Source organism: Amycolatopsis sp. NPDC098790, assembly GCF_044759945.1.
Lineage (GTDB): Bacteria > Actinomycetota > Actinomycetes > Mycobacteriales > Pseudonocardiaceae > Amycolatopsis.
In genome coordinates, this window is the sequence record NZ_JBIWAI010000002.1 from 1,143,777 (window position 1) to 1,164,116 (window position 20,340).

Annotated in this window: 20 protein-coding genes, 4 tRNA genes and 1 riboswitch; of the genes, 12 read left to right on the top strand and 12 right to left on the bottom strand. The window is 67.8% G+C overall.

Annotated features, from left to right (window positions below):
- Positions 1-21 precede the first annotated feature (21 nt).
- Entirely contained in the window at positions 22-1,428 is a 1,407-nt protein-coding gene (locus ACIQWX_RS19000; RefSeq protein ID WP_400872276.1) for an APC family permease, read from the bottom strand.
- A 206-nt stretch (positions 1,429-1,634) separates the two neighbouring features.
- Here ACIQWX_RS19000 and ACIQWX_RS19005 point away from each other — a divergent pair, with 206 nt between their 5' ends.
- The 4 genes from ACIQWX_RS19005 to ACIQWX_RS19020 all read left to right on the top strand — a co-directional run bounded on the left by ACIQWX_RS19005 (position 1,635) and on the right by ACIQWX_RS19020 (position 6,306).
- The gene (locus tag ACIQWX_RS19005) at positions 1,635-2,519 is read left to right on the top strand and encodes a LysR substrate-binding domain-containing protein (protein ID WP_400872279.1); all 885 of its coding nucleotides are present in this window, start codon (positions 1,635-1,637) and stop codon (positions 2,517-2,519) included.
- A 371-nt stretch (positions 2,520-2,890) separates the two neighbouring features.
- Positions 2,891-4,264, top strand: a complete 1,374-nt coding sequence (locus ACIQWX_RS19010) for a spinster family MFS transporter (protein ID WP_400872282.1) — start codon at positions 2,891-2,893, stop codon at positions 4,262-4,264.
- Positions 4,265-5,353 (top strand): NAD/NADP octopine/nopaline dehydrogenase family protein, encoded by a 1,089-nt coding sequence (locus ACIQWX_RS19015; protein WP_400872284.1) that lies wholly within the window; start codon positions 4,265-4,267, stop codon positions 5,351-5,353.
- Positions 5,350-6,306 (top strand): 3-hydroxyacyl-CoA dehydrogenase NAD-binding domain-containing protein, encoded by a 957-nt coding sequence (locus ACIQWX_RS19020; protein ID WP_400872287.1) that lies wholly within the window; start codon positions 5,350-5,352, stop codon positions 6,304-6,306. Before ACIQWX_RS19015 ends, ACIQWX_RS19020 begins: the two co-directional genes overlap by 4 nt.
- 49 nt (positions 6,307-6,355) lie before the next feature.
- Here ACIQWX_RS19020 and ACIQWX_RS19025 read toward each other — a convergent pair whose 3' ends face one another.
- Together ACIQWX_RS19025 and ACIQWX_RS19030 are read right to left on the bottom strand one after the other, a co-directional pair.
- Positions 6,356-6,631, bottom strand: a complete 276-nt coding sequence (locus tag ACIQWX_RS19025) for a winged helix-turn-helix transcriptional regulator (protein WP_400872289.1) — start codon at positions 6,629-6,631, stop codon at positions 6,356-6,358.
- Positions 6,632-6,812: 181 nt separating this feature from the next.
- The gene (locus ACIQWX_RS19030) at positions 6,813-7,025 is read right to left on the bottom strand and encodes a hypothetical protein (protein WP_400872292.1); all 213 of its coding nucleotides are present in this window, start codon (positions 7,023-7,025) and stop codon (positions 6,813-6,815) included.
- A 162-nt stretch (positions 7,026-7,187) separates the two neighbouring features.
- Positions 7,188-7,300, bottom strand: a riboswitch (cobalamin riboswitch).
- Between the two features lie 66 nt (positions 7,301-7,366).
- On the opposite strand from ACIQWX_RS19030, the gene ACIQWX_RS19035 reads away from it, so the two are divergent.
- Complete coding sequence (locus tag ACIQWX_RS19035; RefSeq protein ID WP_400872294.1) at positions 7,367-7,741, top strand: class I SAM-dependent methyltransferase; 375 nt, start codon at positions 7,367-7,369, stop codon at positions 7,739-7,741.
- A gap of 378 nt (positions 7,742-8,119) precedes the next feature.
- On the opposite strand, the gene ACIQWX_RS19040 is transcribed toward ACIQWX_RS19035, so the two are convergent.
- The gene (locus ACIQWX_RS19040; protein ID WP_400872297.1) at positions 8,120-8,641 is read right to left on the bottom strand and encodes a MarR family winged helix-turn-helix transcriptional regulator; all 522 of its coding nucleotides are present in this window, start codon (positions 8,639-8,641) and stop codon (positions 8,120-8,122) included.
- A 59-nt stretch (positions 8,642-8,700) separates the two neighbouring features.
- On the opposite strand from ACIQWX_RS19040, the gene ACIQWX_RS19045 reads away from it, so the two are divergent.
- Positions 8,701-9,555: an NAD(P)-dependent oxidoreductase gene (locus ACIQWX_RS19045; protein WP_400872300.1), complete on the top strand. Its 855-nt coding sequence runs from the start codon at positions 8,701-8,703 to the stop codon at positions 9,553-9,555.
- Here ACIQWX_RS19045 and ACIQWX_RS19050 read toward each other — a convergent pair whose 3' ends face one another.
- Complete coding sequence (locus tag ACIQWX_RS19050) at positions 9,556-9,720, bottom strand: hypothetical protein (protein WP_400872303.1); 165 nt, start codon at positions 9,718-9,720, stop codon at positions 9,556-9,558.
- Between the two features lie 422 nt (positions 9,721-10,142).
- On the opposite strand from ACIQWX_RS19050, the gene ACIQWX_RS19055 reads away from it, so the two are divergent.
- Positions 10,143-11,405: a helix-turn-helix domain-containing protein gene (locus ACIQWX_RS19055; protein WP_400872306.1), complete on the top strand. Its 1,263-nt coding sequence runs from the start codon at positions 10,143-10,145 to the stop codon at positions 11,403-11,405.
- 252 nt (positions 11,406-11,657) lie between these two features.
- Here ACIQWX_RS19055 and ACIQWX_RS19060 read toward each other — a convergent pair whose 3' ends face one another.
- The gene (locus ACIQWX_RS19060; RefSeq protein WP_400872309.1) at positions 11,658-12,248 is read right to left on the bottom strand and encodes a DUF6919 domain-containing protein; all 591 of its coding nucleotides are present in this window, start codon (positions 12,246-12,248) and stop codon (positions 11,658-11,660) included.
- On the opposite strand from ACIQWX_RS19060, the gene ACIQWX_RS19065 reads away from it, so the two are divergent.
- Complete coding sequence (locus tag ACIQWX_RS19065; RefSeq protein WP_400872312.1) at positions 12,247-13,581, top strand: helix-turn-helix domain-containing protein; 1,335 nt, start codon at positions 12,247-12,249, stop codon at positions 13,579-13,581. The genes ACIQWX_RS19060 and ACIQWX_RS19065 overlap by 2 nt on opposite strands.
- Before the next feature lie 189 nt (positions 13,582-13,770).
- Here the strand turns inward: ACIQWX_RS19065 and ACIQWX_RS19070 are convergent, their stop codons facing one another.
- Together ACIQWX_RS19070 and ACIQWX_RS19075 are read right to left on the bottom strand one after the other, a co-directional pair.
- Positions 13,771-13,956 carry a hypothetical protein gene (locus ACIQWX_RS19070; protein ID WP_400872315.1) on the bottom strand — a complete coding sequence of 62 codons (186 nt, stop codon included), beginning with the start codon at positions 13,954-13,956 and terminating at the stop codon, positions 13,771-13,773.
- Positions 13,957-14,125: 169 nt separating this feature from the next.
- Positions 14,126-14,557 carry an Lsr2 family protein gene (locus ACIQWX_RS19075; RefSeq protein WP_400872318.1) on the bottom strand — a complete coding sequence of 144 codons (432 nt, stop codon included), beginning with the start codon at positions 14,555-14,557 and terminating at the stop codon, positions 14,126-14,128.
- Positions 14,558-14,780: 223 nt separating this feature from the next.
- Here ACIQWX_RS19075 and ACIQWX_RS19080 point away from each other — a divergent pair, with 223 nt between their 5' ends.
- Together ACIQWX_RS19080 and ACIQWX_RS19085 are read left to right on the top strand one after the other, a co-directional pair.
- Entirely contained in the window at positions 14,781-15,107 is a 327-nt protein-coding gene (locus tag ACIQWX_RS19080; protein ID WP_400872321.1) for a helix-turn-helix domain-containing protein, read from the top strand.
- A gap of 36 nt (positions 15,108-15,143) precedes the next feature.
- Positions 15,144-16,478: a tyrosine-type recombinase/integrase gene (locus ACIQWX_RS19085; protein ID WP_400872324.1), complete on the top strand. Its 1,335-nt coding sequence runs from the start codon at positions 15,144-15,146 to the stop codon at positions 16,476-16,478.
- Positions 16,479-16,527: 49 nt separating this feature from the next.
- Here the strand turns inward: ACIQWX_RS19085 and ACIQWX_RS19090 are convergent.
- The 4 genes from ACIQWX_RS19090 to ACIQWX_RS19105 all read right to left on the bottom strand — a co-directional run bounded on the left by ACIQWX_RS19090 (position 16,528) and on the right by ACIQWX_RS19105 (position 17,333).
- Positions 16,528-16,602 (bottom strand) — tRNA-Val (locus tag ACIQWX_RS19090).
- Between the two features lies 1 nt (position 16,603).
- Positions 16,604-16,674 (bottom strand) — tRNA-Cys (locus tag ACIQWX_RS19095).
- A gap of 24 nt (positions 16,675-16,698) precedes the next feature.
- Positions 16,699-16,771: transfer RNA gene (locus tag ACIQWX_RS19100), tRNA-Gly, on the bottom strand.
- Between the two features lie 136 nt (positions 16,772-16,907).
- Entirely contained in the window at positions 16,908-17,333 is a 426-nt protein-coding gene (locus ACIQWX_RS19105) for an SsgA family sporulation/cell division regulator (RefSeq protein ID WP_033293569.1), read from the bottom strand.
- A 393-nt stretch (positions 17,334-17,726) separates the two neighbouring features.
- Here ACIQWX_RS19105 and ACIQWX_RS19110 point away from each other — a divergent pair.
- Together ACIQWX_RS19110 and ACIQWX_RS19115 are read left to right on the top strand one after the other, a co-directional pair.
- Positions 17,727-17,798 (top strand) — tRNA-Val (locus ACIQWX_RS19110).
- A gap of 702 nt (positions 17,799-18,500) precedes the next feature.
- Positions 18,501-20,027 carry a sugar transferase gene (locus ACIQWX_RS19115; protein WP_400872327.1) on the top strand — a complete coding sequence of 509 codons (1,527 nt, stop codon included), beginning with the start codon at positions 18,501-18,503 and terminating at the stop codon, positions 20,025-20,027.
- Positions 20,028-20,340: the final 313 nt, after the last annotated feature.

Here is a 20,340-nt window from a genome sequence, read left to right on the forward strand (position 1 = left end):
CGTCGTCGGTGAATCGAATGTTCAGGCGAGGTCGGCGACTTCGGCCGTGGCCGGTGCGCGCGTGCCGCCGCGCACGCGGCTCCAGCCGAGGGCGAAGCTGACCGGGATCGTGATGAGCAGGAGGACGACGGTGGTGGCGTCGCCGCCGGTGAGCACGCCGAAGTTGTTGAGCACCAGCGCGAGGATGCCGAGCATCAGCACCGTGGAGAGCCCCGGCGCGATCAGGGTGGCCCAGCGGCCGGTCTCGACCGGGTGGCGCCTGAAGTAGGCGATCACGGCGACAGAGGTGAGGGTGTAGAGCACGATGAGCGTGGCCACGGCCAGGCCGCTGAACCAGCTGAACAGCTTCGCCACCGGGTCCAGACCGAGGATCGCGAACGGGGCAATGGCCGCGCAGGCGGCGAAGGATTGCGCCGCCGAAGCGTTCGCCGGTGCCTGGTGGCGGTTGGTGCGTTCGAGGATGGCGGGGAAGAGGCAGCTGCCGGCCATCGCGTGGAAGTAGCGGGTGATCATGTTGTGAAAGGCCAGCACACCGGCGAACAGCGACGTGCACAGCAGTACGTCCGCGGCGGTGCTCGCCCACCCTCCCAGCACGCTCTCGAGGGGGGTCAAAGCGAAGAGGGCCGGGTCGCTGCCCAGGACTTGGGTGGCTTGGTCCTGGACCTGCGCCGCACCATAGTAGGCGACGAGCATCCACGTGACGAGGGCCAGGAACACGGCGATGAGGGTGACCGCAATGTAGGTCGCGCGCGGGATCGTCCTCTTCGGATCCTTGGCCTCACCGGCGTAGATCGCGGTGGATTCGAACCCGAACATGGAGGCGATCGCGAACATGATCGCGACACCGGGGGCACCGGCCAGGACCGCGGTCGGGCTGAAACTGCCGGCGACGTCCAGGGAACTCAGCCCACGGGTGGCCAGCACGCCGATCCCGAAGGCGATGAGCAGGAGCAGTTCGAACGCGACGAGTACGGCGAGCACGCGGGCACCGAGCTCAACCTTGCGCGAGCCGAGGAACCATACGAGGGCGATCGCCGCGAGGGACCACACCCACCAGGGCGAGCTGAATCCGGCGGTGCGGCCGATGAGGCCGGCCATGCTGGCGCCGAACAGGCCGTACATCGCGAACTGGACGGCGTTGTAGGACAGTAGGGCCAGCAGGGAGCCGCCGGCGCCACTGCGCAGCCCGAGGCCGGCCCGGATGACGGCGAAGAACCCGCCGCGGGTGTCGAGGTGGCGGGTGATCGTCGTGAAGCCGACGGAGAAGAGGATCACCACCAGGCCCACGGCGAGGTAGGCGCCTGGTGCTCCTGCGCCGTTGCCCATCGCGATGGCCAGGCAGGCTGCACCGACGATGCTGGTCAACGGCGCCTGAGCCGACAGGACGAAGAACAGGATGCTGGGAACGCCGAAGGCGTCTCGCTTCAAGCTGGTTCGGGGTGTTTCCGCGTTCGACATTGAGCGCCTCCGCCAGGCCCGCGAGGCGGGATCCAGGGGGCGGCGCCAGTTGCGGGGCACCGCCTGTGACGTGGACCAGAGTCAGCCGGGAGGGTGAAACTTGTCAATCGAAAAGTTTCAGTTATAAGATGCCGGTTCCAACCGAGTCGCCGCTCTTATCAATCCGGAGGACCGCGATGGAGCTACGTCAGCTGCGGTACTTCGCCGCGGTCGCCGAGGCCTGTCACTTCAGCAGGACAGCAGCCCAGCTGCACATCGCCCAGCCCGCGCTGTCCCAGGCGATCCGCCAGCTCGAGAACGAGCTGGGGGCCACGCTGCTGGTGCGCACGACTCGCCGGGTCTCCCTCACCGCGGCGGGTGAGTTCTTCCTCGGCGAGACCCGAAGGATCCTCGAAGCCGTCGATGCGAGTGTCCGGGGTGTCCGCAAGATCGCGGACGGCTGGGTGGGCCTCGTCCGCCTCGGCTTGACCGGCACGGCGGCGCACACGCACCTGCCGCTGATCGCGCGGACCGTCCAGCACAGCCTGCCGTCGATCGCGCTCGAGATCCATGCTGACCTGGTCACCCCGGTCCAATGTGACCGGCTCCGCGAAGGCACCTTGGACCTGGCGGTGCTCCGACCGCCGGTCGTCGGGGAGGGCATCGAAGCCCGCACGTTCGCGACGGAAGAGCTGGCGGTCGCGCTGCCGTCGAGTCACCCGCTCTCCGCTCGCGCGTCGATTCGGCTCGAGGACCTGGCCGACCAAGACTTCATCGCGTACGCGGCGCCGGACTCGGTGGTCAACGCAGCGGTCTTCCACGCCTGTCAAGCAGTCGGCTTCGCGCCCCGGCGCGCGCACACGGCCCAGGGCACGGCGGTGCTGCTGGCGTTGGTAGCGGCAGGACTGGGTTTGGCGGTGCTTCCGGCCGGAGTCCGCGCCGTGCCGTTCGAGGGCGCGGTGTTCCGCGACCTCGAGAACGCCGGTTCGGTGGAGCTGGCGTTGGCCTGGCGTCGTGGCGACGAAAACCCGGCCTTGTCTGCAGTGATGTCGGCGTTGGATGCCGAACTGGCGGCCGCGTGACACCGGAGCTCTCGCTTCCAGACCTTCTCCCTGGCGCAACGCGCACTTCGTCCGATCCCGCTGCGAGGTGGTCAGGCGGGATCCGCGGCTTCGTCCTCCGCTGCCGGTGACTCGCTGCCGGAGCCGGCGAAGGGCTGGTCGCCGCAGAGCACCTGGCCGGCGACGAGGTGACTTGATTCGCCACCGTGGCCGGGGCTGCAGAGGCTCGGCGTAGGGGATTTCTTCAGTCGGCTCCGGAAAAACCCGGGCATCGATGGTGGAAGACACCAGTGGTGGGCGTGGCCTGTCGGGCAATACGTTACTTGCCAAGCCACCCCAGTTCGGTGCTCGCCGAATCGGCACATCTGACGACGAAGTCGGAAGGCCTGCGGATGATCGACGATTCTCTCCTCGTAGAACGAAAGTCCTACCGTTACCAGTGGTACGTCGTGGCGATCTGCATGCTCGCCTACGTGTTCTCGTTCGTCGACCGGCAGATCCTGTCGCTGATGATCGAGCCGATCAAGCGCGACCTGCACCTCACCGACACGCAGTTCAGCTTGCTCAACGGGTTGGCGTTCTCCCTGCTGTACTCGGTGATGGGCCTGCCCATCGCGATCCTCGCGGACAAGCGTTCCCGCCCGCTGATCATCTCGATCGGGGTCGCGTTCTGGAGCTTGGCGACCGCCGCCTCGGGGCTGGCGAAGGGGTTCGTGCACCTTTTCCTCGCGCGGATCGGTGTCGGCGTAGGGGAGGCTGCGCTGTCTCCCGCCGCCTATTCCATGTTCAGCGACATGTTCCCGAAGAACAAGCTGGGCCGCGCGTACGGGATCTACTCCCTGGGTTCGTTCCTCGGTGGCGCTGCCGCGTTCATCATCGGCGGGTACGTCATCAACCTGCTCAAGTCGGTCGACGCGGTCGCGCTGCCGGTGCTCGGCGCGGTCCGTGCGTGGCAGCTGACGTTCCTGATCGTCGGGCTGCCCGGGATCGTCCTGGCGGTGCTGGTCTTCCTCACGGTGCGCGACCCGCGGCGTCGCGGGCTCCGGCGCGATGCGGACGGCGGCGTGGAAAAGGTCGCGCTGCGCAACGTGTTCGCTTTCCTGGGACGGCACCGCCGTACCTTCGCCGTCCACTACCTCGGGTTCTCGTTCTACGCGCTGGTGCTGCTCGGGATGATGGCCTGGACCCCCGCCTTCTACATCCGTGCCTTCGGCCTGACCTCCACCCAAGCCGGCTACCTGCTCGGCGTCGTGGTGCTGGTGGCCAACGGCAGCGGCGTGCTGTTCGCCGGCTGGCTGATCGACCGGCTCGCGCGGCGCGGTCACCCCGACGCCGCCATGCGGGCCGGGGTGATCGGTGCGCTGGGCATGACCGTTCCGGTCGTCGCGTTCACGCAGGTCGGTCAGCTGTGGGTGTCGCTGGTGCTGCTGGCCGTCGCGATGTTCTTCGCCTCCTTCCCGATGCCGGCTTCCACCGCCGCGATGCAGGTGCTCAGCCCGAACCAGATGCGGGCCCAGGTGTCGGCGATCTTCCTGCTGATCTCGAACCTCATCGCGCTCGCGCTGGGCACCACGCTCGTCGCGCTGGTCACCGACCGCGTCTTCGGCGACCCGAAGATGGTCGGGTCGTCACTGTCCATTGTCTACGGTCTCGCCTCGGTGCTGACGGTGCTGCTCTTGTGGCGGGGATGCCGTCACTTCCGACGCAGCCTGGCCGCCGAGCGCGAGGCTGGCGAACCGATCGTTCAATCGGAAGGAGCGCGCTAGATGCGGATTGCTGTGCTGGGTGGTGGCCACGGGTGCTGGGCCGCGGCGGCCGAACTGACCGAGAAGGGGCACGACGTGCGGTGGTGGCGGCGTGATGCCGCAGCGCACGAAGCTCTCCGCGACGCCAGGTCGATCACGGTGCGCGATCACCGGGGCACGCGCCAGGTCGTGGTGAACGCGCTGGTCACCGACCTCGCCGAGGCGGTGCGGGACGCGGCGCTGATCGTCATCCCGCTGCCTTCGACCACGCACGAGGACCTGGCCGCTCGGCTCGCCCCGCTGCTCACCGACGGCCAGGTGGTGTTCCTGCCGCCGGGCACGTTCGGATCGGTCCTGTTCGGCAAGACCCTTGCGGACGCGGGCAACCCGGCCGACGTCGCGTTCGCCGAGACCGGCACGCTGCCCTACCTGGCCCGGCGACACGGCGACACCGAAGTGGTGATCAGCGGCTACGCGACCCGGCTGCCCACCGGCGTGTTCCCGGCGCGGCTGGCCGGCAAGGCGTTCGACGTGCTGCGTGCGACCTACCCAAGCGTGGAGGAGAGCGAGGACGGCCTGAGCGGCGCGCTGATGAACGCCGGTCCGGTCATCCACCCGCCGCTGATCCTGATGAACGCCGGGCCGCTGGAGCACTTCGACGCGTGGGACATCCACAACGAGGGCACCCAGCCCGCCATCCGGCGTGTCACGGACGCGCTGGACGCCGAGCGCGTCGCACTGCGCGAGGCGCTGGGCTACGGCGCGCCGCACTTCCCGCTGGCCGACCACTACGCCTCCGACGGTGACGAGTGGATGTACGGCCGGGCCGCGCACGAGAAGCTCACCGACAGCGGCGACTGGCGCGAGAAGATCGACCTGATGACCCACCGGTACATGCTCGAGGACACGCGGCTGGGCCTGTCGCTGCTGGTGTCGGTCGGCCGCTGGGCCGGCGTGCCGACGCCGGTCGCGGCGGGACTGCTGAGCCTCGCCACCGCGGTCACCGGGCGCGACCTCTACGCCGAGGGGCGCACGCTCGAAAACCTCGGGCTGGCCGGACTGTCCGGGCCCGAGCTGGCCCACCTGCTGCGGGAGGGCTTCCTGTCGTGAACGACGAGATCGCCGTGATCGGCGCCGGCCGCATGGGAGAGGGCATCGCGCTGACCTGCCTCGCGGCCGGCTTTCCCGTGGTACTGGCCGACGTCAAGGACCGCACCGAGGACGAACGACGTGCCTACGCCGATCGGGTCCGCGCGGAACTCGCCGGGAGACTCGACGAGGACGCGCTGGCGTGGTTGACCGTGTGCGGCCGCGAGCCGGGCGCGCTCTCCGGTGCGGCGGTCGTGTTCGAGGCGGTGCCGGAGGTGCTGGAGGTCAAACAGGAGGTGCTGGCCTGGGTGTGCGCCGAGGTCGCCGGGGACGCGGTGATCGCCTCGACGACGTCGACCTTCCTGGTCACCGAGATCGCCGAACTGGTCGAGCGGCCGGAGCGGGCGGTCAACGCGCACTGGCTCAACCCGGCGGACGTGATGCCGCTGGTCGAGGTCAGCCGAAGCGACGCCACCGCGCCGGACGCCGTGGCGAGGCTGACCGGCCTGCTGGAGCGCCTCGGCAAGATCCCGGTGGTGTGCGGACCAACGGCGGGCTACATCGTGCCGCGGCTGCAGGCACTGGTGATGAACGAGGCGGCTCGCATGGTCGAAGAGGGCGTGGCGAGCCCGGCCGACATCGACCTCGCCGTGCGCGCCGGGCTCGGCCCGCGGTTCTCGGTGCTCGGGCCACTGGAGTTCATCGACTGGGGCGGCGGCGACATCCTCTTCTACGCCTCCCGCTACCTGGCCGCCCAGCTCGGCGACCGGTTCCGCCATCCCGACGTCATCGAGGAGAACATGACGTCCGGCCACCGCGGCCTGCAGGACGGCATCGGCTTCTACGTGTTCGATCCCCAGGGTGTCGCAGCCTACCGCGCGGCGCGGATGCGGGAGTTCGCCGAGCTGTTCCACCTGCGCGAACCGGAGCTTCGGGTCGGGACCGCGGTGCCGACCCGGCCGGAAGGAGACTGAACCCCTCGGCCGCCTGACGCCCAGTGCCTGTCGGGCGGCCGTCAACACCTCAGGGCGTGTGCGCCGGCTGCTGATCGGTGACGGTCAACGCCCAGTCCGCCATGACTTCGAGGACCGGACGCAGTCGCTCGCCGGTCGGGGTGAAGCGGTACGCCACCCGCGGCCGCCACCGACCAGCGCGGCGGTCGACTTGGAACGCGAACTGGGCAGCGCGTCCTTCGGGGGCGACGAGATGCTGCGGGCGGGCGGGATCAAGCTGTTCGCCGACGGCGTCCCGACGCACTGCACTGCCTGGATGCGCCGGCCCTACCCCGCGGGTGGCCACGGTGACCTGGTCGCCGCCGGCGCCGATAGAAAAACTGTTGGCCTTGGTGTCGTGTGTGTCCTGCCGGCACCCGTGGCTGAGATCGAGTATCCCATGTCAGGTGGGGGAGGTGTCCACCCGGCAATCGATGTAATCGACGTTCCGAAATATAACTGATCGGCCGAATGCGGTTGCGTCTTGATCACTCAACGCGGTAATCCGGAGGTATCGGCTTCGGCTCGATGTCCTTCCGGCGAAAATCTGACCAATTTACTTCGGTTTCCTCGGATCTCTCGCCTTCACGTATTTCCCTTGCCGAATCCGCAGTTATTCGCGCACCTTTCGTGACGGTGTTGCGCAGCAGCAGCGTGGTGAGCAAGCTTGCCGCGCCGGTCAGCGCGATGGTGACGGCCACCGAAAGCAGTTCCGCGACCGCGCCAGGCCGTCGCCTCATGACGGCGTATTCGACATCGTTCGCCCAATCGGCTCAGTGAATCGGCTGACAGCTCGATGTATAACGACCTATGCAGCGAGGCTGGCTTGACCAGCGGAGGTCAGGTTCGGGGTATCGGCTACCTCGGGTTGGCAGGCACCCGGCGGGCATTCCGGCTCACGGCCACGGCCGTTCACGGTTGCGGGACAGCGCCGGATTCACACCGGCTTCCCCCGACTGGGTGCCTTGTTTCAGTTGTCGGACACACGGTAGCCCATGGTTCCCGTGTGCTACACAGGATCAAGATCACGGAGGGAGGCCGGGTGGACGGGAAACTGGCGGAAAAGTGGGTCCGGCGGTGGAACGCGCAGCAGGAGCGCTACATCGCCGACCGCGAGGAACGGTTCCACGTGCTGATCGACGTCGTCGAACACGTCACCCGGGACGTCGCCGAGCCGGTGGTGCTCGACCTCGGCTGTGGGCCCGGTTCCCTGGCGACCCGGCTCGCCGGGCGCCTGCCGCACGCGCGGGTCGTCGGGATCGACAACGACCCGTTCCTGCTCGCGCTCGCCCGCGCGTCCGTCCCAGCCGACGCGAAGATCGAGTACCTCCACGTCGGCCTCGGTGACGACGGCTGGCTCCTGGAGGGCGCTGTCGACGCTGCTGTGTCGACGACGGCGTTGCACATCCTCCGGTGACGGCGGCGGAACCTCGCTCGCCGGGCAACGGAAGTGCTGCTCGCCCGCGTGCCCTGCCGCCTGTGCCGCCCTCGACCCGACCACGTCGGCAGAATCAGCAACGGAGCCCAATACCTCTGGATCGCGGCGGGCCTACGGGGGCGGAAGTCGTCGGTAAAGGCAGTCAGCGACCGCCGTGGCGCCGACCGGCGTCGAAGGCTCATCCGTCCGCTGGACAGAGGGGGTTTCGCCCGTTCCAACACCTTTCCATGTGCGGTCGCCTGTCATCCTGCTGCCACGAGCAATCACTACGCCGAGTGAGTGGGCACCCAGCGGCACGGAAGCAGAATCGCCGCGCAGCGCGGACTCGAGCGCTACGTGTGCAGTTGGTCGATCGAGTCAGCTGTCCGATCGCCTTCCTCGCCTTGGAACCACACCGCTCCCATCACGATCGTCGGGATGGGGTTCATCGCCGACGAGGAAGCGCAGACCGGTCTCGAAGTCGACGGGGTCGAGGTGGCTGAAGAAATGCGCTCGCACCGCCTGGGCGTGGACTGGCAGCGCCGATTCGTAGGCCTGTAGTCCCCGGTCCGCCAACGAGATCGTCATGAGACGGCCGCGTCCCGTCGGAGCCCGGCCGACGAAACCCCTGCCCTGCATCCGCGCGAGCTGGTGCGACAACCGCGTCGCGGTCCAGCCCATGAGCTCACCCAGCTGCTTCTGGCTCAGCCGACACTCCTCGGCCTCGTGCAGGCGGGCCAGGATCTGGAAGTCCGCGCCGGAGAGCCCGGTGGCGGCGAACAGGGCGCTTTCGACCGCGGACCTCACGTCTCCGCTGAAGCGCAAGAACGCCCGCCAGAGCTCGGTTTCGTCTGCGTTGAGTGCCCCGCCTCCGGCGGCGCGGCGTGCGTCGGTTCCCATCGAGGTATAGTGGCGCCGAGTAAGTTGATGTGTCAAGTTGACGAGTCAGGAGAGGTGACATGCAGAGCGTGGCAGTCCTCGGGACGGGCGATGCGGGATTCGCGATGGCGCAGCGGCTACGAGAGCGCGGCTTTGCGGTCCGGGCGTGGAACAGGACCGAAGCGCGAGCCCGGCCTCTCGAGGCCGACGGCGTGCTGGTCTGTCCGACCGCGGCCGAAGCTGTGCGCTCGGCCGATGTCGTCCTCGTCACCGTGTTCGACGCACCCGCGGTTCTCGACGTCCTCGACCAGGTCGCGCCGGCCCTGGCACCGGATGCGATCGTGCTGCAGAGTGCGACCGTCGGGCCGGACATCAGTAAGGTCGTGGAGACCGCGGGGCGCCTTGGTCTCGCGCTCGTCGATGCACCGTTCCTCGGCAACCCCGGCCCCGCCCGCCGCGGCGAACTCACTCTGATGGTCGCCGGCGCGCCCGAGCACAAGCGGGTGGCGGCTCCCGTGGTCGAGGCGCTCGCGTCGAACGTCGTCGACGTCGCGGACCGCCCTGGCGGGGCGAGCCTGCTGAAGCTGACGTGCAACACGTGGCTCTTCGGCACCAACGCGATGGCCGCGCAGGCGGCCGTGCTGGCCGAGTCGTTCGGTCTGAACCCGGCGCTGTTCATTCAGGCGGTCACCGGATCGAACGTCGACAGTGCGTACCTGCACTACCGCCACGCCCAGCTCACCGGCGCGAGCGACGAGGTGTTCAGCCCCGTCCGCGCCGCGGTCAAGGATCTCCGGCACATCCGCGCCGCCGCGGATGCCGCGGGAGCCCCCGAAACGCTGCTCGCCGTGCTGCAGGACGTCTACGACCGCGCGACGGAGGCCGGCCTCGGCGACCGGGACCTGGCCACCGTCCGCGAGGTGCTCGCCCGGTGATCACCGGGCCGCGGCGGCCGGCGTTTCCGCCGAGCCGCTCGCGGCCCGGCGCATCGCCAGGCCGAGCACGGCGGCAGCCGCTCCGAGCGCGGCCACGGTGGTGACCAGGAACAGGTTCGGGTGCTGATGCTGGCCCCTGCCACCATCGGCGCCGACCGCAGCCACTCGGACCAGCCGATGCCCACCCGTGACCCCCGACAATGGCCTCTTCCAGCTGCGCGAGCGATATGTAGAAGCGCCGTCGTTCCAAGATTGTCGTTAGATTGACGATGGCGCGGTCAGTGACCGCCTACACACAAGTTGAACGCCGCGAAAGACTTCCCCGCCACGCCAAAGTCGCTGTGGGAAGCCAGCGACGTAATCGAACACAAGTACGACTACGTGGCACTGATCCTGCGTCAGGAGATCGGCGGTGTCAAATCGAAGCTGAGTGGAGTTGCACAAGAGCCGCGCCCGGCGTCGCGGCCGTTCGGCTGGGGGCGTGCCCCGCCTCAGCGGCGAGGACCAGCCCGCATCCGCGCCTGTCGCCAGGGACTCGCCGTGGGGCAAACCGGTTTCTCGTCGGGCATGGCCCCTACTCTTGTCGAATGACCTTCACCGCTCTTCATCGGGCAGCCGGGGCTGACCCCGAGCCGCTGAGTGACGCACTCCTCAACCGAGCTGTGGCCTTAGGTGTCCCGGAGTCGAGTGACCTCGACTGGAAGTCCGAACTGCCGCCGGCGAAGGGAATGGCGCAGACCGATTTCCCCAAAGACGTTGCGGCGATGGCTAACAGCGGTGGCGGTGTGATCGTGTTCGGCGTGCGCGAGTTGCAGAAGGCGGCGGTCAGCCGGGTCGACGTGGGTGACTTTGACGAGAACTATGAGCGTTCGCTGCGCAGCGTGGCAATCACCGCGATCTCTCCGCCGGTCTTCGGTCTGAAGGTGCACCGCCTTGGCACTGAGGGTGAACGGGCCGTGATCGTCGAGGTCCCCGCGAGCGTCGACGGGCCGCATCTGATCTACCGGAACGAGTACTTCGGTGCGCCGGTACGCAACGACGCCGATACCGTGTGGATGAAAGAGCGTCAGATCGAGGCTATGTACCGAGCTCGGTTTGACGAGCGCCGGCACGCGACGGAGGCTCTTGACACCTTGTTCGCTGATGCTGCAACCGGTCGTAGCAGCGCGATGCGTGCCTGGCTGATCGCGGTGGCGCACCCGCGTGTCCCGGCTCTTCGGACGCGTATCACGCGCGACGAGGCTCGGCAGGTTCTGTCGAAGACCGAGGAGTTGGCCTTGGTGTATGCGGGGCGTAGCGGGATTCATCCGCTGGAAAGTGTGGATCTACGGAACCCTCGTCCCGGGTTGCGTCGGTGGGTCGCGGTGAACACGGCGACGGAGAGCAGTTCGGCGTGGAAGGAGTCGTGGATCAGCATCCATCACGATGGCTCGGTGACTCTCGCAGCCGTCGTCGGTGGCCACCGGGCGCGTAGCGGCGAATGGCTCGAAGGCCGACACGTCAGATCGGTCGCTGTCGAGTGCGCGATCGCAGACCTGATGGCTCTCCTGTGCACGACCGCGGAAGCGACAGGCAATGACGAATACGACATTCGGGTCGGGATCGAGTGGAGTGGCGATCTGCCGCTCATGATCCTGACGCGGGACAACATGGGCTACGACTACGCCGATGTGTCGACTCCTCTCCACCGGTACACGCCCGTCGAGACGACGGTGAGCGCTTCGGAGTCTTCGGTGGACTTCTACTGGCACGTGCACGATCTCGCCGAGGACTGTTTGAATCAGGGTGGCGTCTCGAACGTGCAGATGATTCACCCGCCGACCCGCGACCAGACGTCCAGCCAGACGTAGGGCCCACTGGTCCGACAGCGCGACGTGATGACCGGAGCAGGGCAGGCCGCGACACGGTCGGGCCGCGCGTCGATGTCGGTGGAGAACAGGTCGTCGTCGGTCGGGGCGGCGCGCGAACGTGTCGCACGCCGCGTCCGCTGCCGAGCGCGGAAAGGCCGTACTGGTCGAGCACCGAGCCCCGGCACGCGCAGCTGCTCGCCGACGACCGGCGCGGAATGTGAGCTGTGTCATCGAGATGTCACCGTGCGTGCTTCACCTTGGTGTCAGCAATTCGACGGTGTCGGTGAGCAGCGGCCAGAGCAGGTCGTTACGTCCCCAGACCGGGTCGAACAGGTGGATCTGCCACGCGTCGATCAGCGCTGTTAACCCTGCTGGGGAAAGGTCTTCGCCGTAGCCGTGCTCAAGATCGTCCGGTCCTTCCGTCCTGCCGAGGAATGTGTACTCCTCCCGTTCGTCGAGGGTGACCACGACGCTTCCTTCGCCGGTGTCGCCGGACGCGAAGCGCAGCATCACCAGGTCGGTGCCGAAGGTGGCGACCTTCAGGTTCAACAGCATGGCGTCGTCGCAGAAGCCGCCGACAGCGGCGCGCTGCGCGCTCCCGTTGGTGAGCTGAATCCCGGGCTGGGAGAACTCGGTGACGAACCCGGCGCGGTTGAGCGCCGCCAGGACCGGCACCAGCTCGGCGGTTTCCTCGTCGGGTGCTGACCCGTAGTAGGCGGGTTGGTAGCTGAGGTTGCCTTCGAGCCAACGGGCCATCAACCCGCCAATGCCAGCCAAGTCCTCGGCATTCAACCAGAGCTGGCGCTCGGCCAGGTTCCGGCCATGTTCGTCGAGCTCGGTCATGACCTCACTGTCCCTTCTCGACCTCTCCGGCGATGATGACATCATGACCGAGTCCATGCCGCCCGTGCTGTACCTGGGCCCCCGGCTCTCCCGTTGGCAGCCCCGCACGTTGGACGATGTCCGGACCGTGCTCCGCGACGGCCTGCTGGCCGAAGGGCACTGGCTAGACGCCAAGCGGGAGATCGGCACCAGCAAGACATCGAAGAAGGAGTTCGCCCGCGACCTGGCCTCTTTCGCCAACGACGGCGGTGCGCTGCTGATCGGCATCGCTGAGGACAAGGACACCGGCACCTTCTCCCTCGCGCCGCAGCCGCTGGACGGCCTGCCCGAGATGATCGAGCAGGTCGTCGGTCACCACTGCGACCCGCCGCTGTTCGTGCAGTGCCACCGGGTCATCGACCTGGACGACCCGGCCGGCCCGAACCGGGGCGTGCTGATCGTGGAAGTGCCGCCCAGCCCGCTGGCGCCGCACATGGTCGACGGCAAGTACCACGGCCGGGGAGACACAGTGAAGCGAGTGCTGGGCGACGCCGAGGTGGAGCGTCTGCACGCCGTGCGCCGCACCCACCAACTTGCGGCGGAAGACCTGATCGACGCGGAGATCGCCCGCGATCCGTTCCAGGTCAGGGACCGTGACGGCGTCCGTCTCTACGTGGTTGCGCGCCCGCTGGCCAGCCCGCCGGATCTGCTCACTGAGCACCTAGTCGCTCACGAGCTTGCCCCGCTGATCGCCGACGCCGTGGCGCAGGGGGCTTCGCATGTGTGGAGGCGCACGAGGTATGTCGAGCCGAGAGCACGGGGGATGGGTTGGCGGTCGATGCACCTGCCTGGGCGTCGGGCGGACAGGGCGGCAACCGAGGGGCCATTTTCGTCTGCGGAGTCGGACCTGGAGATGTGCGACGACGGGACAATCACCTTCTTCGCCAACGGCCTGACGAACATGAACACTGACGCTGTCGACGAACCCTCGTACTTCGTGCGGGTGGGCACGATCCTGGGTCTGGTCCGCAGCGTGGTGCAACTGGCCTCGACGGTCGGCGCCACGTTCGGCTACGCCGGCCGGTGGCAGCTCGCCGCCGGAGTGGTCGGCATGGTCCTGCTCCCCGCCGCCGTAGAGAACCGGAGACCCGAGTTCGTCGACGTGGACGAGCTGTCCCTCTACAGCGAGAACGAGTACGTGGTCGGCACGCTGGCCAGCACTAGCGAGCTCGGGACGGCGCCGGCTGCGGTGACCCGCCGGCTGATGATGCGGTTCGCCCGCGGCTTTGATGTGCTCCACTACTTTGAAGACGACGGACACCTCGGCCGACCGCGCGAACGCGTCGACGGCTAGGTCAGCTAGTCCTCGAGCACACGTCGGCCGTCCATGTAACTGCCAAAAGCGGAGGCAGGATCGGAGTCTCGGTCAAGCCGATTATGAGCACAGGTACGCGACGGCCAGCGGCGGAGACCAACAGTTGTCGGCAGCGCAGGCACATGGGAAGCCGGAGCGAGGTCACGTCGGCGGGTCGGCTGCGCCCGATCACCTCGATGCTGATGACGATGGATCCCCGTCGAGCTCTCCTTCGATGACGACGTCGACCTCGCGCTCGATGCCCAGCACGTTGTCGACGAGGAGCTGGGACTCCGTAACCGTCGCTCCCTGAGCCGCGAGCTGCTGTCGCGCCAGGTGCACGATCGCCTGGAACGGAGTTGGCCTCTTCGGCATGTGCTGAGCATAAGCAGGGTGGCGTCGACGCAACCGGAGGCGTGCGGTTCACGCGGGAGCCTGCCGCATGTGTCATCACTTGTCTCCAGCGGAGCCGCCTGGCGGAGTTAGAGGCGTGAGTGTCCCAGAGTCGCAACCGTGAAAGGCCGTATTCGTCCCTGCCCGAATTTCATTCGCTCCGCCGAGTTCGTCGGTTGGGCTTCGTTGCGGTCCGAGGTTTGCGGGAGGCCTTCGGGGCGCTGTCCTGACGAGATGAACGGAATGCCTCGACAACAGACTTGGAGATGCGTCCTTGACCGGCTACCTCGTATCCATTCTGTTGAGCCCATGCGCGGATGTCGTGGGCCGCCGTGTAGTCGGTGCCTGCCTTCGGTTCTGACTTCGTGCTCTCAGTCGACTGGCCGACGGCAACCTTGATGCGGCGGCCACCGGTGCGGCGAGCGGCTGTCACATAGGGCTCCATCGCCGTGCGCAACGCGGCAGCGTTTGCTTTGGACAGGTCGATCTCGTAGGACACGCCGTCGAGTCCGAACGGGACAGTCTGGTCGGCGGGGCTGCCGTCCGTGTCGTCGGATATCTCGATGGTGACCTTCTTGGCCATCTGGACAACCTTTCTTTTTGTTGATGTTTTACTACTGGTCTGGCGAATAGTAGCGTGACCGAAATCGCCCGGCGTTGGCGGTACCTGTGTTGACGAGGTTCTTTGGGTTTATTTCGAGTCCCTGTTGACGGCTCGTGAGTTCGTCGGCATGGATGGCTATGTGCTGTTGCGAACACTTCCCTGAATCTGCCTCTGGCAGTCGACGAAAAAGTGGAGGTACGTGATGAAAACCGAACACGGCGAGGACCATGTCGTAGCGGCCGCGATTCGGGAGCTCGCGGCCGCGGTCCGCGCGACTGTGCCGGAGCCGCCGGCGGATCCGGATGCGCTGCTGACCGCGGAAGAGGTCGGGGAGCTGCTGCAGCTGTCGCCGAGGACGTTGAAGGACCAGGCCGCCGCCGGCGTGCTGCCGCATCACCGGTTTGGGAAGCACTACCGGTTCACCCGCGCCGATGTCGCCGAGATCGTGCGGATCAGCGCCGAGCCGGTGAAGCTGGCGCGGCGGCGGGTGTCCGTTGCGGACGTCGCCCAGGACTTCCGTGCCGCGTGATGCGGGCGGAGTAACAGAGAAGAAGAGGAGCGAAAGATGGCCTACGGCCAGGAAAGCCCCGGCACGGGGGAGTGGCGTGCCCGGTACAAGCGTCCTGATGGGACGTGGGGGAGCAAGTCAGGGTTTCCGACCGAGAAGGCGGCTCAGGATTGGGGGTTGGAGCAGGAGGCGTTGATCCGGCGGAACCTGTGGCTTGATCCGCGTGATGGCGAGACCCAGTTCGAGGACTTTGCCGAGGAGTGGCTTGGTGCGGTGGCTCCGCGCCTGGAGCTGAACACGGTCGCGAAGTATCGGTCGTTCCTCGACCGTCAGCTGCTTCCCCAGTGGAAGGCGTGGCCGTTGATCGCGATCTTCAACGGGTACGTCGAGATCGAACGGTGGCTCTCGGAGCTGCATGAGGACTATGCCGAGTCGTCGGTGTCCTCGTACTTCGCGTTGTTCTCCACCATCCTCAACGGCGCCGTGCGGGCGCGGATGATCCCGGCCAACCCGTGCAACGGCGTCCGCGTGTCCAAAGGCGAATTCGATGCTGACCGGTTGGTGGCCACGCCTGCGCAGGCACTGAGGGCCGCGATGCGGCTCTACGAGCGGGGTCTCGGGATGTCGGGGTTCGTGTTGTGCCTGATGGACTTCTACACCGGTGCCCGTTGGGGTGAACTTGTCGGGCAGCAGCGGCATGAGTACGACTCCGAGAAGCGCGGCATCGAGATCCGGACGCCGCTGAAGGAGGTTGCCGGGAAGGTCTACAAGGGAGGCCGGAAGAGTGATGATCATCACCAGCCGGACAGCCGGAGCCGGCCACCGACGAGGCGGGGCAACTCCCGGCCCAAGAAGGGCCGGACCAAAACTCCGGCGGGGACTCGGTTCGTGGCGTTGCCGCCGGGGATCGCGGTCCTCTACGAGGAGCTGCTGGACAGCCATCGGGAGCCGTTCGTCATGTGCACGCCCGAGGGACATCCGTGGCGGCGGTCGAACTTCCGGATCCGGTTCTGGCGGCCCGCGTGGGACGGGGTCGATCTGGACGAGTCCGGGGCGGGGGAGCGGCGTCCGCCGATCCTGCCGATGTTCACGTTCCACGAAGGACGGCACACGCACGCCACGTGGCTGACCGAGGATGGGATCCCGGAGGTCGCGCGCCGCGCGCGGCTGGGGCAGAAGATGAAGGGCATCGCCCGGGTCTACGACCACGTGACGCCGGCGATGGTGAACCAGATCCTGGGCGTCCTGGAAGAGCGGTGGCAGCGGTCGCTGGCGTCGCTGTATCCGGGAGAGCGGGCGAAGCTGGTGTCCTGGTTCCCGCACCTGCGGTCCCGGCGGGGCCTGCCACCCGACCGGGGACCCATCGCCATTTCATCGCCATCTGACGACTGAAGCCCTGCCCCTCCGGGGAGGGACAGGGCTTCTGACCTGCGAAAACATGTGGTGCGCGATACTGGGATTGAACCAGTGACCTCTTCCGTGTCAGGGAAGCGCTCTCCCGCTGAGCTAATCGCGCGAGGTGGAGACGGGATTCGAACCCGTGTACACGGCTTTGCAGGCCGTTGCCTCGCCTCTCGGCCACTCCACCGTGACAGGCCCGAGAGCCCTTCCGAGCGGATGACGGGATTCGAACCCGCGACCCTCACCTTGGCAAGGTGATGCGCTACCAGCTGCGCTACATCCGCACTTCCCGGCTGCGGTTCGGGAGCTCCGGGGCCGTGGCCCTGTCGCTCACCCCGTCGCCGTGGTGTGGGAAAACCATATCGGACCCCGGAAACGGCTCCGACACCGGGGTGTCACTGAGCCGTTGCAAGCCCGTCATCAGGCCAGATCGTGCGGGATCAGGTGCGTGAGCGCGTCGTCGACGTCGACCCACAGGTGCTCGTTGCCCGGGAGGACCACGTCATACGTGCGGTCGAGGAAGTCGGCCAGCTCCTGGGCGGACGCCTCGAACATGGCGTGCCCGGAGGGCGAGTTCAGCTCGATCAGCACGGACTCGGGGTCCTCGACCGAAGGGCGGATGCGGACGTCCCCGTCACCCGCGTCGGCCAGGAGGCCGTCCGCGAGGAGGTCACGCGCGTACACCCACTCGACCCAGCCGGCGCGGCCGGTGCGGAAGGCGGCGACGACCGCGTACGGGTCGCGTGTGTCGTAGCGCAGCTCCACCTTCACCGGAACCGCGGGCGTCCGCGGCGCCAGCAGGTCGAAGACCGCCGTCGAGCGGAGCGTCACGTGATCGTTGCGCATCGTCCTACCCTTCGTCTCCCTTCCCGGCCTGGCCCGGCCGAGGGCGTCACCACTGGGACGCATCGGGAGGCCGATTCCGTCGCAGGTGCGCCGCACATCACCCGTACGGGCCCATCAGCCCCCGTTCGCGCCCGTGTTCACCCCCACGGCGCGCGATCGACCGGCGCGCCCCGTGTGAGCCCACCGCTCCATACTGCGCGGTTTAGTCGCCGGGCGATAGCACCGTCGCACGGATGTCGAACGTCGTGTCGGGCGGCCCCCACCGGCCACAACCCCGGCTAGCTCGGGGTTGTTCGTTCCGTACTCGCCGGTAAGCGGAGTGTGGTCACCCGAGACCACCCGTTTGCAGGCGCCCGGAAGTCGTACGGTAGTGTTCTGTCCAACACCGCGAGCGGGCGATTAGCTCAGCGGGAGAGCGCTTCGTTCACACCGAAGAGGTCACTGGTTCGATCCCAGTATCGCCCACGAGTTCGCAGAGAGAGCCCCTATTCGCAGCCGATGCGAACAGGGGCTTTCTGTTGTGTGGGAGCCGAGCCCGCACGCTCCCGTCGGGGGCACGCCCCCGGACCCCCTTCGCGATTGCGATGTGAGGTTGGCCACCCTTGTGAGGCCGCCCACCTTCAAACGGAGTGAACGGTCCGTTCGGATCATCCGTATCTGCTTGAGACACCCTCTCCGGGCCGCGGCGACAAGCGCCTCAGAACTGCTTCTGATGCGCGTCGTCGCGGCAGTCTTCTGTGGAACGACCCAGGCGCGTGACGCTTCGGCGACGACCGTCACGAACCGGCTGCTCAGGTCCACAGTGGACGAGCCGGTGCGCGCAGTGTCCACAGTAGAGCCGCGGGCCTCGTTCGGCCGTTCGGAAGAGCGTGGGTCCACCCGGGTGCGGGCATCGTCTCTTTGGCTACATTCCGTAGTTTTTCCGGGGATACGCGCTATTACGCATCGTCATCATCTTGTTATCTTGCGGCCATTTTCTGGCGGGAAAGAGGCGCTGCATGTGGCTGGAAATCCTTGTAACGATGCTGAGAGGGTCGCCGATACCTTGCCGTGTGAAGCCCCTCCGCGGGCACAGCGCGAGATCCAGTAGTGGTGACTCTACGAAATCACTTCCGGTGACGCAGCGTGCGTGCGGACCCAACGCGATCCCTGGTCCCGGGAGGTCAGATGGAAGAGTCGGTGCGGCCGTCGTACACGGTGAGCCAGCCACCGCCGCACATCGACCTCCAGGCCATTCCCCGCCCCGCCCAGCGGGACGACCGGCAGGCCGAACCGGCCGCCACGCCGTCCCCCAAGGCACTCCCGGCGGCCTGGGAGGCGAGGTACAGAGCCTGGGTCATCGGCAGCGACGTGTTCATCACGCTGCTGGTGATCGCGATCAGCGCGTTCGTCATCGATCGCGTTGCCCCGCACGACATGCACGCCTTCGGCACCATCCTCGCCGTCTTCGTCTCCCTGCCCGCCAGCCGGGCGTGGAGCTCGCGCGTGCTCGGTGAAGGCGCGGAGGAATACCGCACGCTGGGCCGCGGCTTCATCACCGCGGCCGTCCTGGTCGCGCTGGGCGGCCTGCTGTTCGGCGCGCTCGAGGTCCAGGTCTGGGTGTTCGTCGTCGTCCCGGCGATCGCGCTCGTCGCCTTCCCGCAGCGGTACCTGCTGCGCCAGGTGCTGCACCGCAAGCGCGCCAAGGGACTCTGCCTGCTGCCGGTCATGGCCGCGGGCAGCCCGGAAACCGTCGCCGACCTGATCGCGCGCACCAAGTCCGAGGTCCACGTCGGCTGGCGCGTCGAGGCGGCGTGCACGTTCACGGGCCACGGCGCCGACCGCGACAGCGGCGAGATCGACGGCGTCCCGGTCGTCGGACGGCTCGAAGAACTGTCCCGCTACGTGCGGCGCGGCGGATACCGCGTCGTCGCGATCACCGCGGACCAGTACTGGACGCCGAAGCGGTTGCAGCGCCTGGCCTGGGACATGGAGGGCACCGGCGCGGAGATGGTCGTCGCGCCCGTGCTGATGGAGGTCGCCGGCCCCCGGCTCAACGTCACCGGCGTGCTGGGGATGCCCCTGCTGCGCGTCACGGCCCCGATGTTCACCGGCGGCCGCCGCGTGGTGAAGGAGATCGTGGACCGCGCCGGGTCGGCCTTCCTGCTGACGCTGCTTTCCCCGCTGCTGCTCGCGATCGCGCTCGCGATCAAGCTCAACGACCGCGGCCCGGTGATCTACCGCCAGCGCCGCGTCGGCCGCGACGGCGCGACGTTCACCATGCTCAAGTTCCGCACGATGGTCACGAACGCCGACGAAATCCGGAAAACCCTCGAGCAGGACAACGAGGGAGCGGGTCCGCTGTTCAAGATGAAGCGCGACCCGCGGATCACCCGTGTGGGTGGTTTCCTGCGCCGGTATTCGCTCGACGAAGTGCCCCAGCTGTTCAACGTGGTGGCCGGGAAGATGTCGCTCGTCGGCCCGCGGCCCCCGCTCCCGGAGGAAACCGCGCAGTACGCCCCCGACGCCCGCCGCCGGCTGCTGGTGAAGCCGGGCCTGACCGGGCTCTGGCAGGTGAGCGGCCGCAGCGACCTGACGTGGGCGGAGAGCATCCGGCTCGACCTGCGCTACGTGGAGGACTGGTCGCTGGCGCTCGACCTGGTGATCCTGTGGAAGACGTTCCGCGCGGTGATGGGCGGGCAGGGCGCCTACTGACCCGTCCTCGCCGCGCATCGCGCACCACGGCCGCCGATCCCCGCCGAGGGGGGTCGGCGGCCGTGTTCGTTTCCGGGGCTCCGATGGGGTGCAAAGCCCGCTGGGCCGGCCGCCGGGATGCGCCCGTTCGCCACGCGGCCCCTGCGTCCGCCGCGCCGCCGGGGGTACGCCGTTCGCCGAGGTCACGGCGAACCGCTCGTCGCAGCGGGTGACCACCGCATCACCCTTGTGATCCACTTCACCGGTCCGGCACGGTTGAACGCGAAATAGTTCAACGCTCAACTTGGTTGCACGGGGTACCCGACCCACGGAA

What these genes read in the sequence shown, in the direction of transcription:
- ACIQWX_RS19005 (WP_400872279.1), top strand. Translation starts at nt 1,635, where the DNA reads ATGGAGCTACGTCAGCTGCGGTACTTCGCCGCGGTCGCCGAGGCCTGT.
- ACIQWX_RS19010 (WP_400872282.1), top strand. Translation starts at nt 2,891, where the DNA reads ATGATCGACGATTCTCTCCTCGTAGAACGAAAGTCCTACCGTTACCAG.
- ACIQWX_RS19015 (WP_400872284.1), top strand. Translation starts at nt 4,265, where the DNA reads ATGCGGATTGCTGTGCTGGGTGGTGGCCACGGGTGCTGGGCCGCGGCG.
- ACIQWX_RS19040 (WP_400872297.1), bottom strand. Translation starts at nt 8,641, where the DNA reads ATGGGAACCGACGCACGCCGCGCCGCCGGAGGCGGGGCACTCAACGCA.
- ACIQWX_RS19045 (WP_400872300.1), top strand. Translation starts at nt 8,701, where the DNA reads ATGCAGAGCGTGGCAGTCCTCGGGACGGGCGATGCGGGATTCGCGATG.
- ACIQWX_RS19055 (WP_400872306.1), top strand. Translation starts at nt 10,143, where the DNA reads ATGACCTTCACCGCTCTTCATCGGGCAGCCGGGGCTGACCCCGAGCCG.
- ACIQWX_RS19065 (WP_400872312.1), top strand. Translation starts at nt 12,247, where the DNA reads ATGACCTCACTGTCCCTTCTCGACCTCTCCGGCGATGATGACATCATG.
- ACIQWX_RS19060 (WP_400872309.1), bottom strand. Translation starts at nt 12,248, where the DNA reads ATGACCGAGCTCGACGAACATGGCCGGAACCTGGCCGAGCGCCAGCTC.
- ACIQWX_RS19070 (WP_400872315.1), bottom strand. Translation starts at nt 13,956, where the DNA reads ATGCCGAAGAGGCCAACTCCGTTCCAGGCGATCGTGCACCTGGCGCGA.
- ACIQWX_RS19075 (WP_400872318.1), bottom strand. Translation starts at nt 14,557, where the DNA reads ATGGCCAAGAAGGTCACCATCGAGATATCCGACGACACGGACGGCAGC.
- ACIQWX_RS19080 (WP_400872321.1), top strand. Translation starts at nt 14,781, where the DNA reads ATGAAAACCGAACACGGCGAGGACCATGTCGTAGCGGCCGCGATTCGG.
- ACIQWX_RS19085 (WP_400872324.1), top strand. Translation starts at nt 15,144, where the DNA reads ATGGCCTACGGCCAGGAAAGCCCCGGCACGGGGGAGTGGCGTGCCCGG.
- ACIQWX_RS19105 (WP_033293569.1), bottom strand. Translation starts at nt 17,333, where the DNA reads ATGCGCAACGATCACGTGACGCTCCGCTCGACGGCGGTCTTCGACCTG.
- ACIQWX_RS19115 (WP_400872327.1), top strand. Translation starts at nt 18,501, where the DNA reads ATGGAAGAGTCGGTGCGGCCGTCGTACACGGTGAGCCAGCCACCGCCG.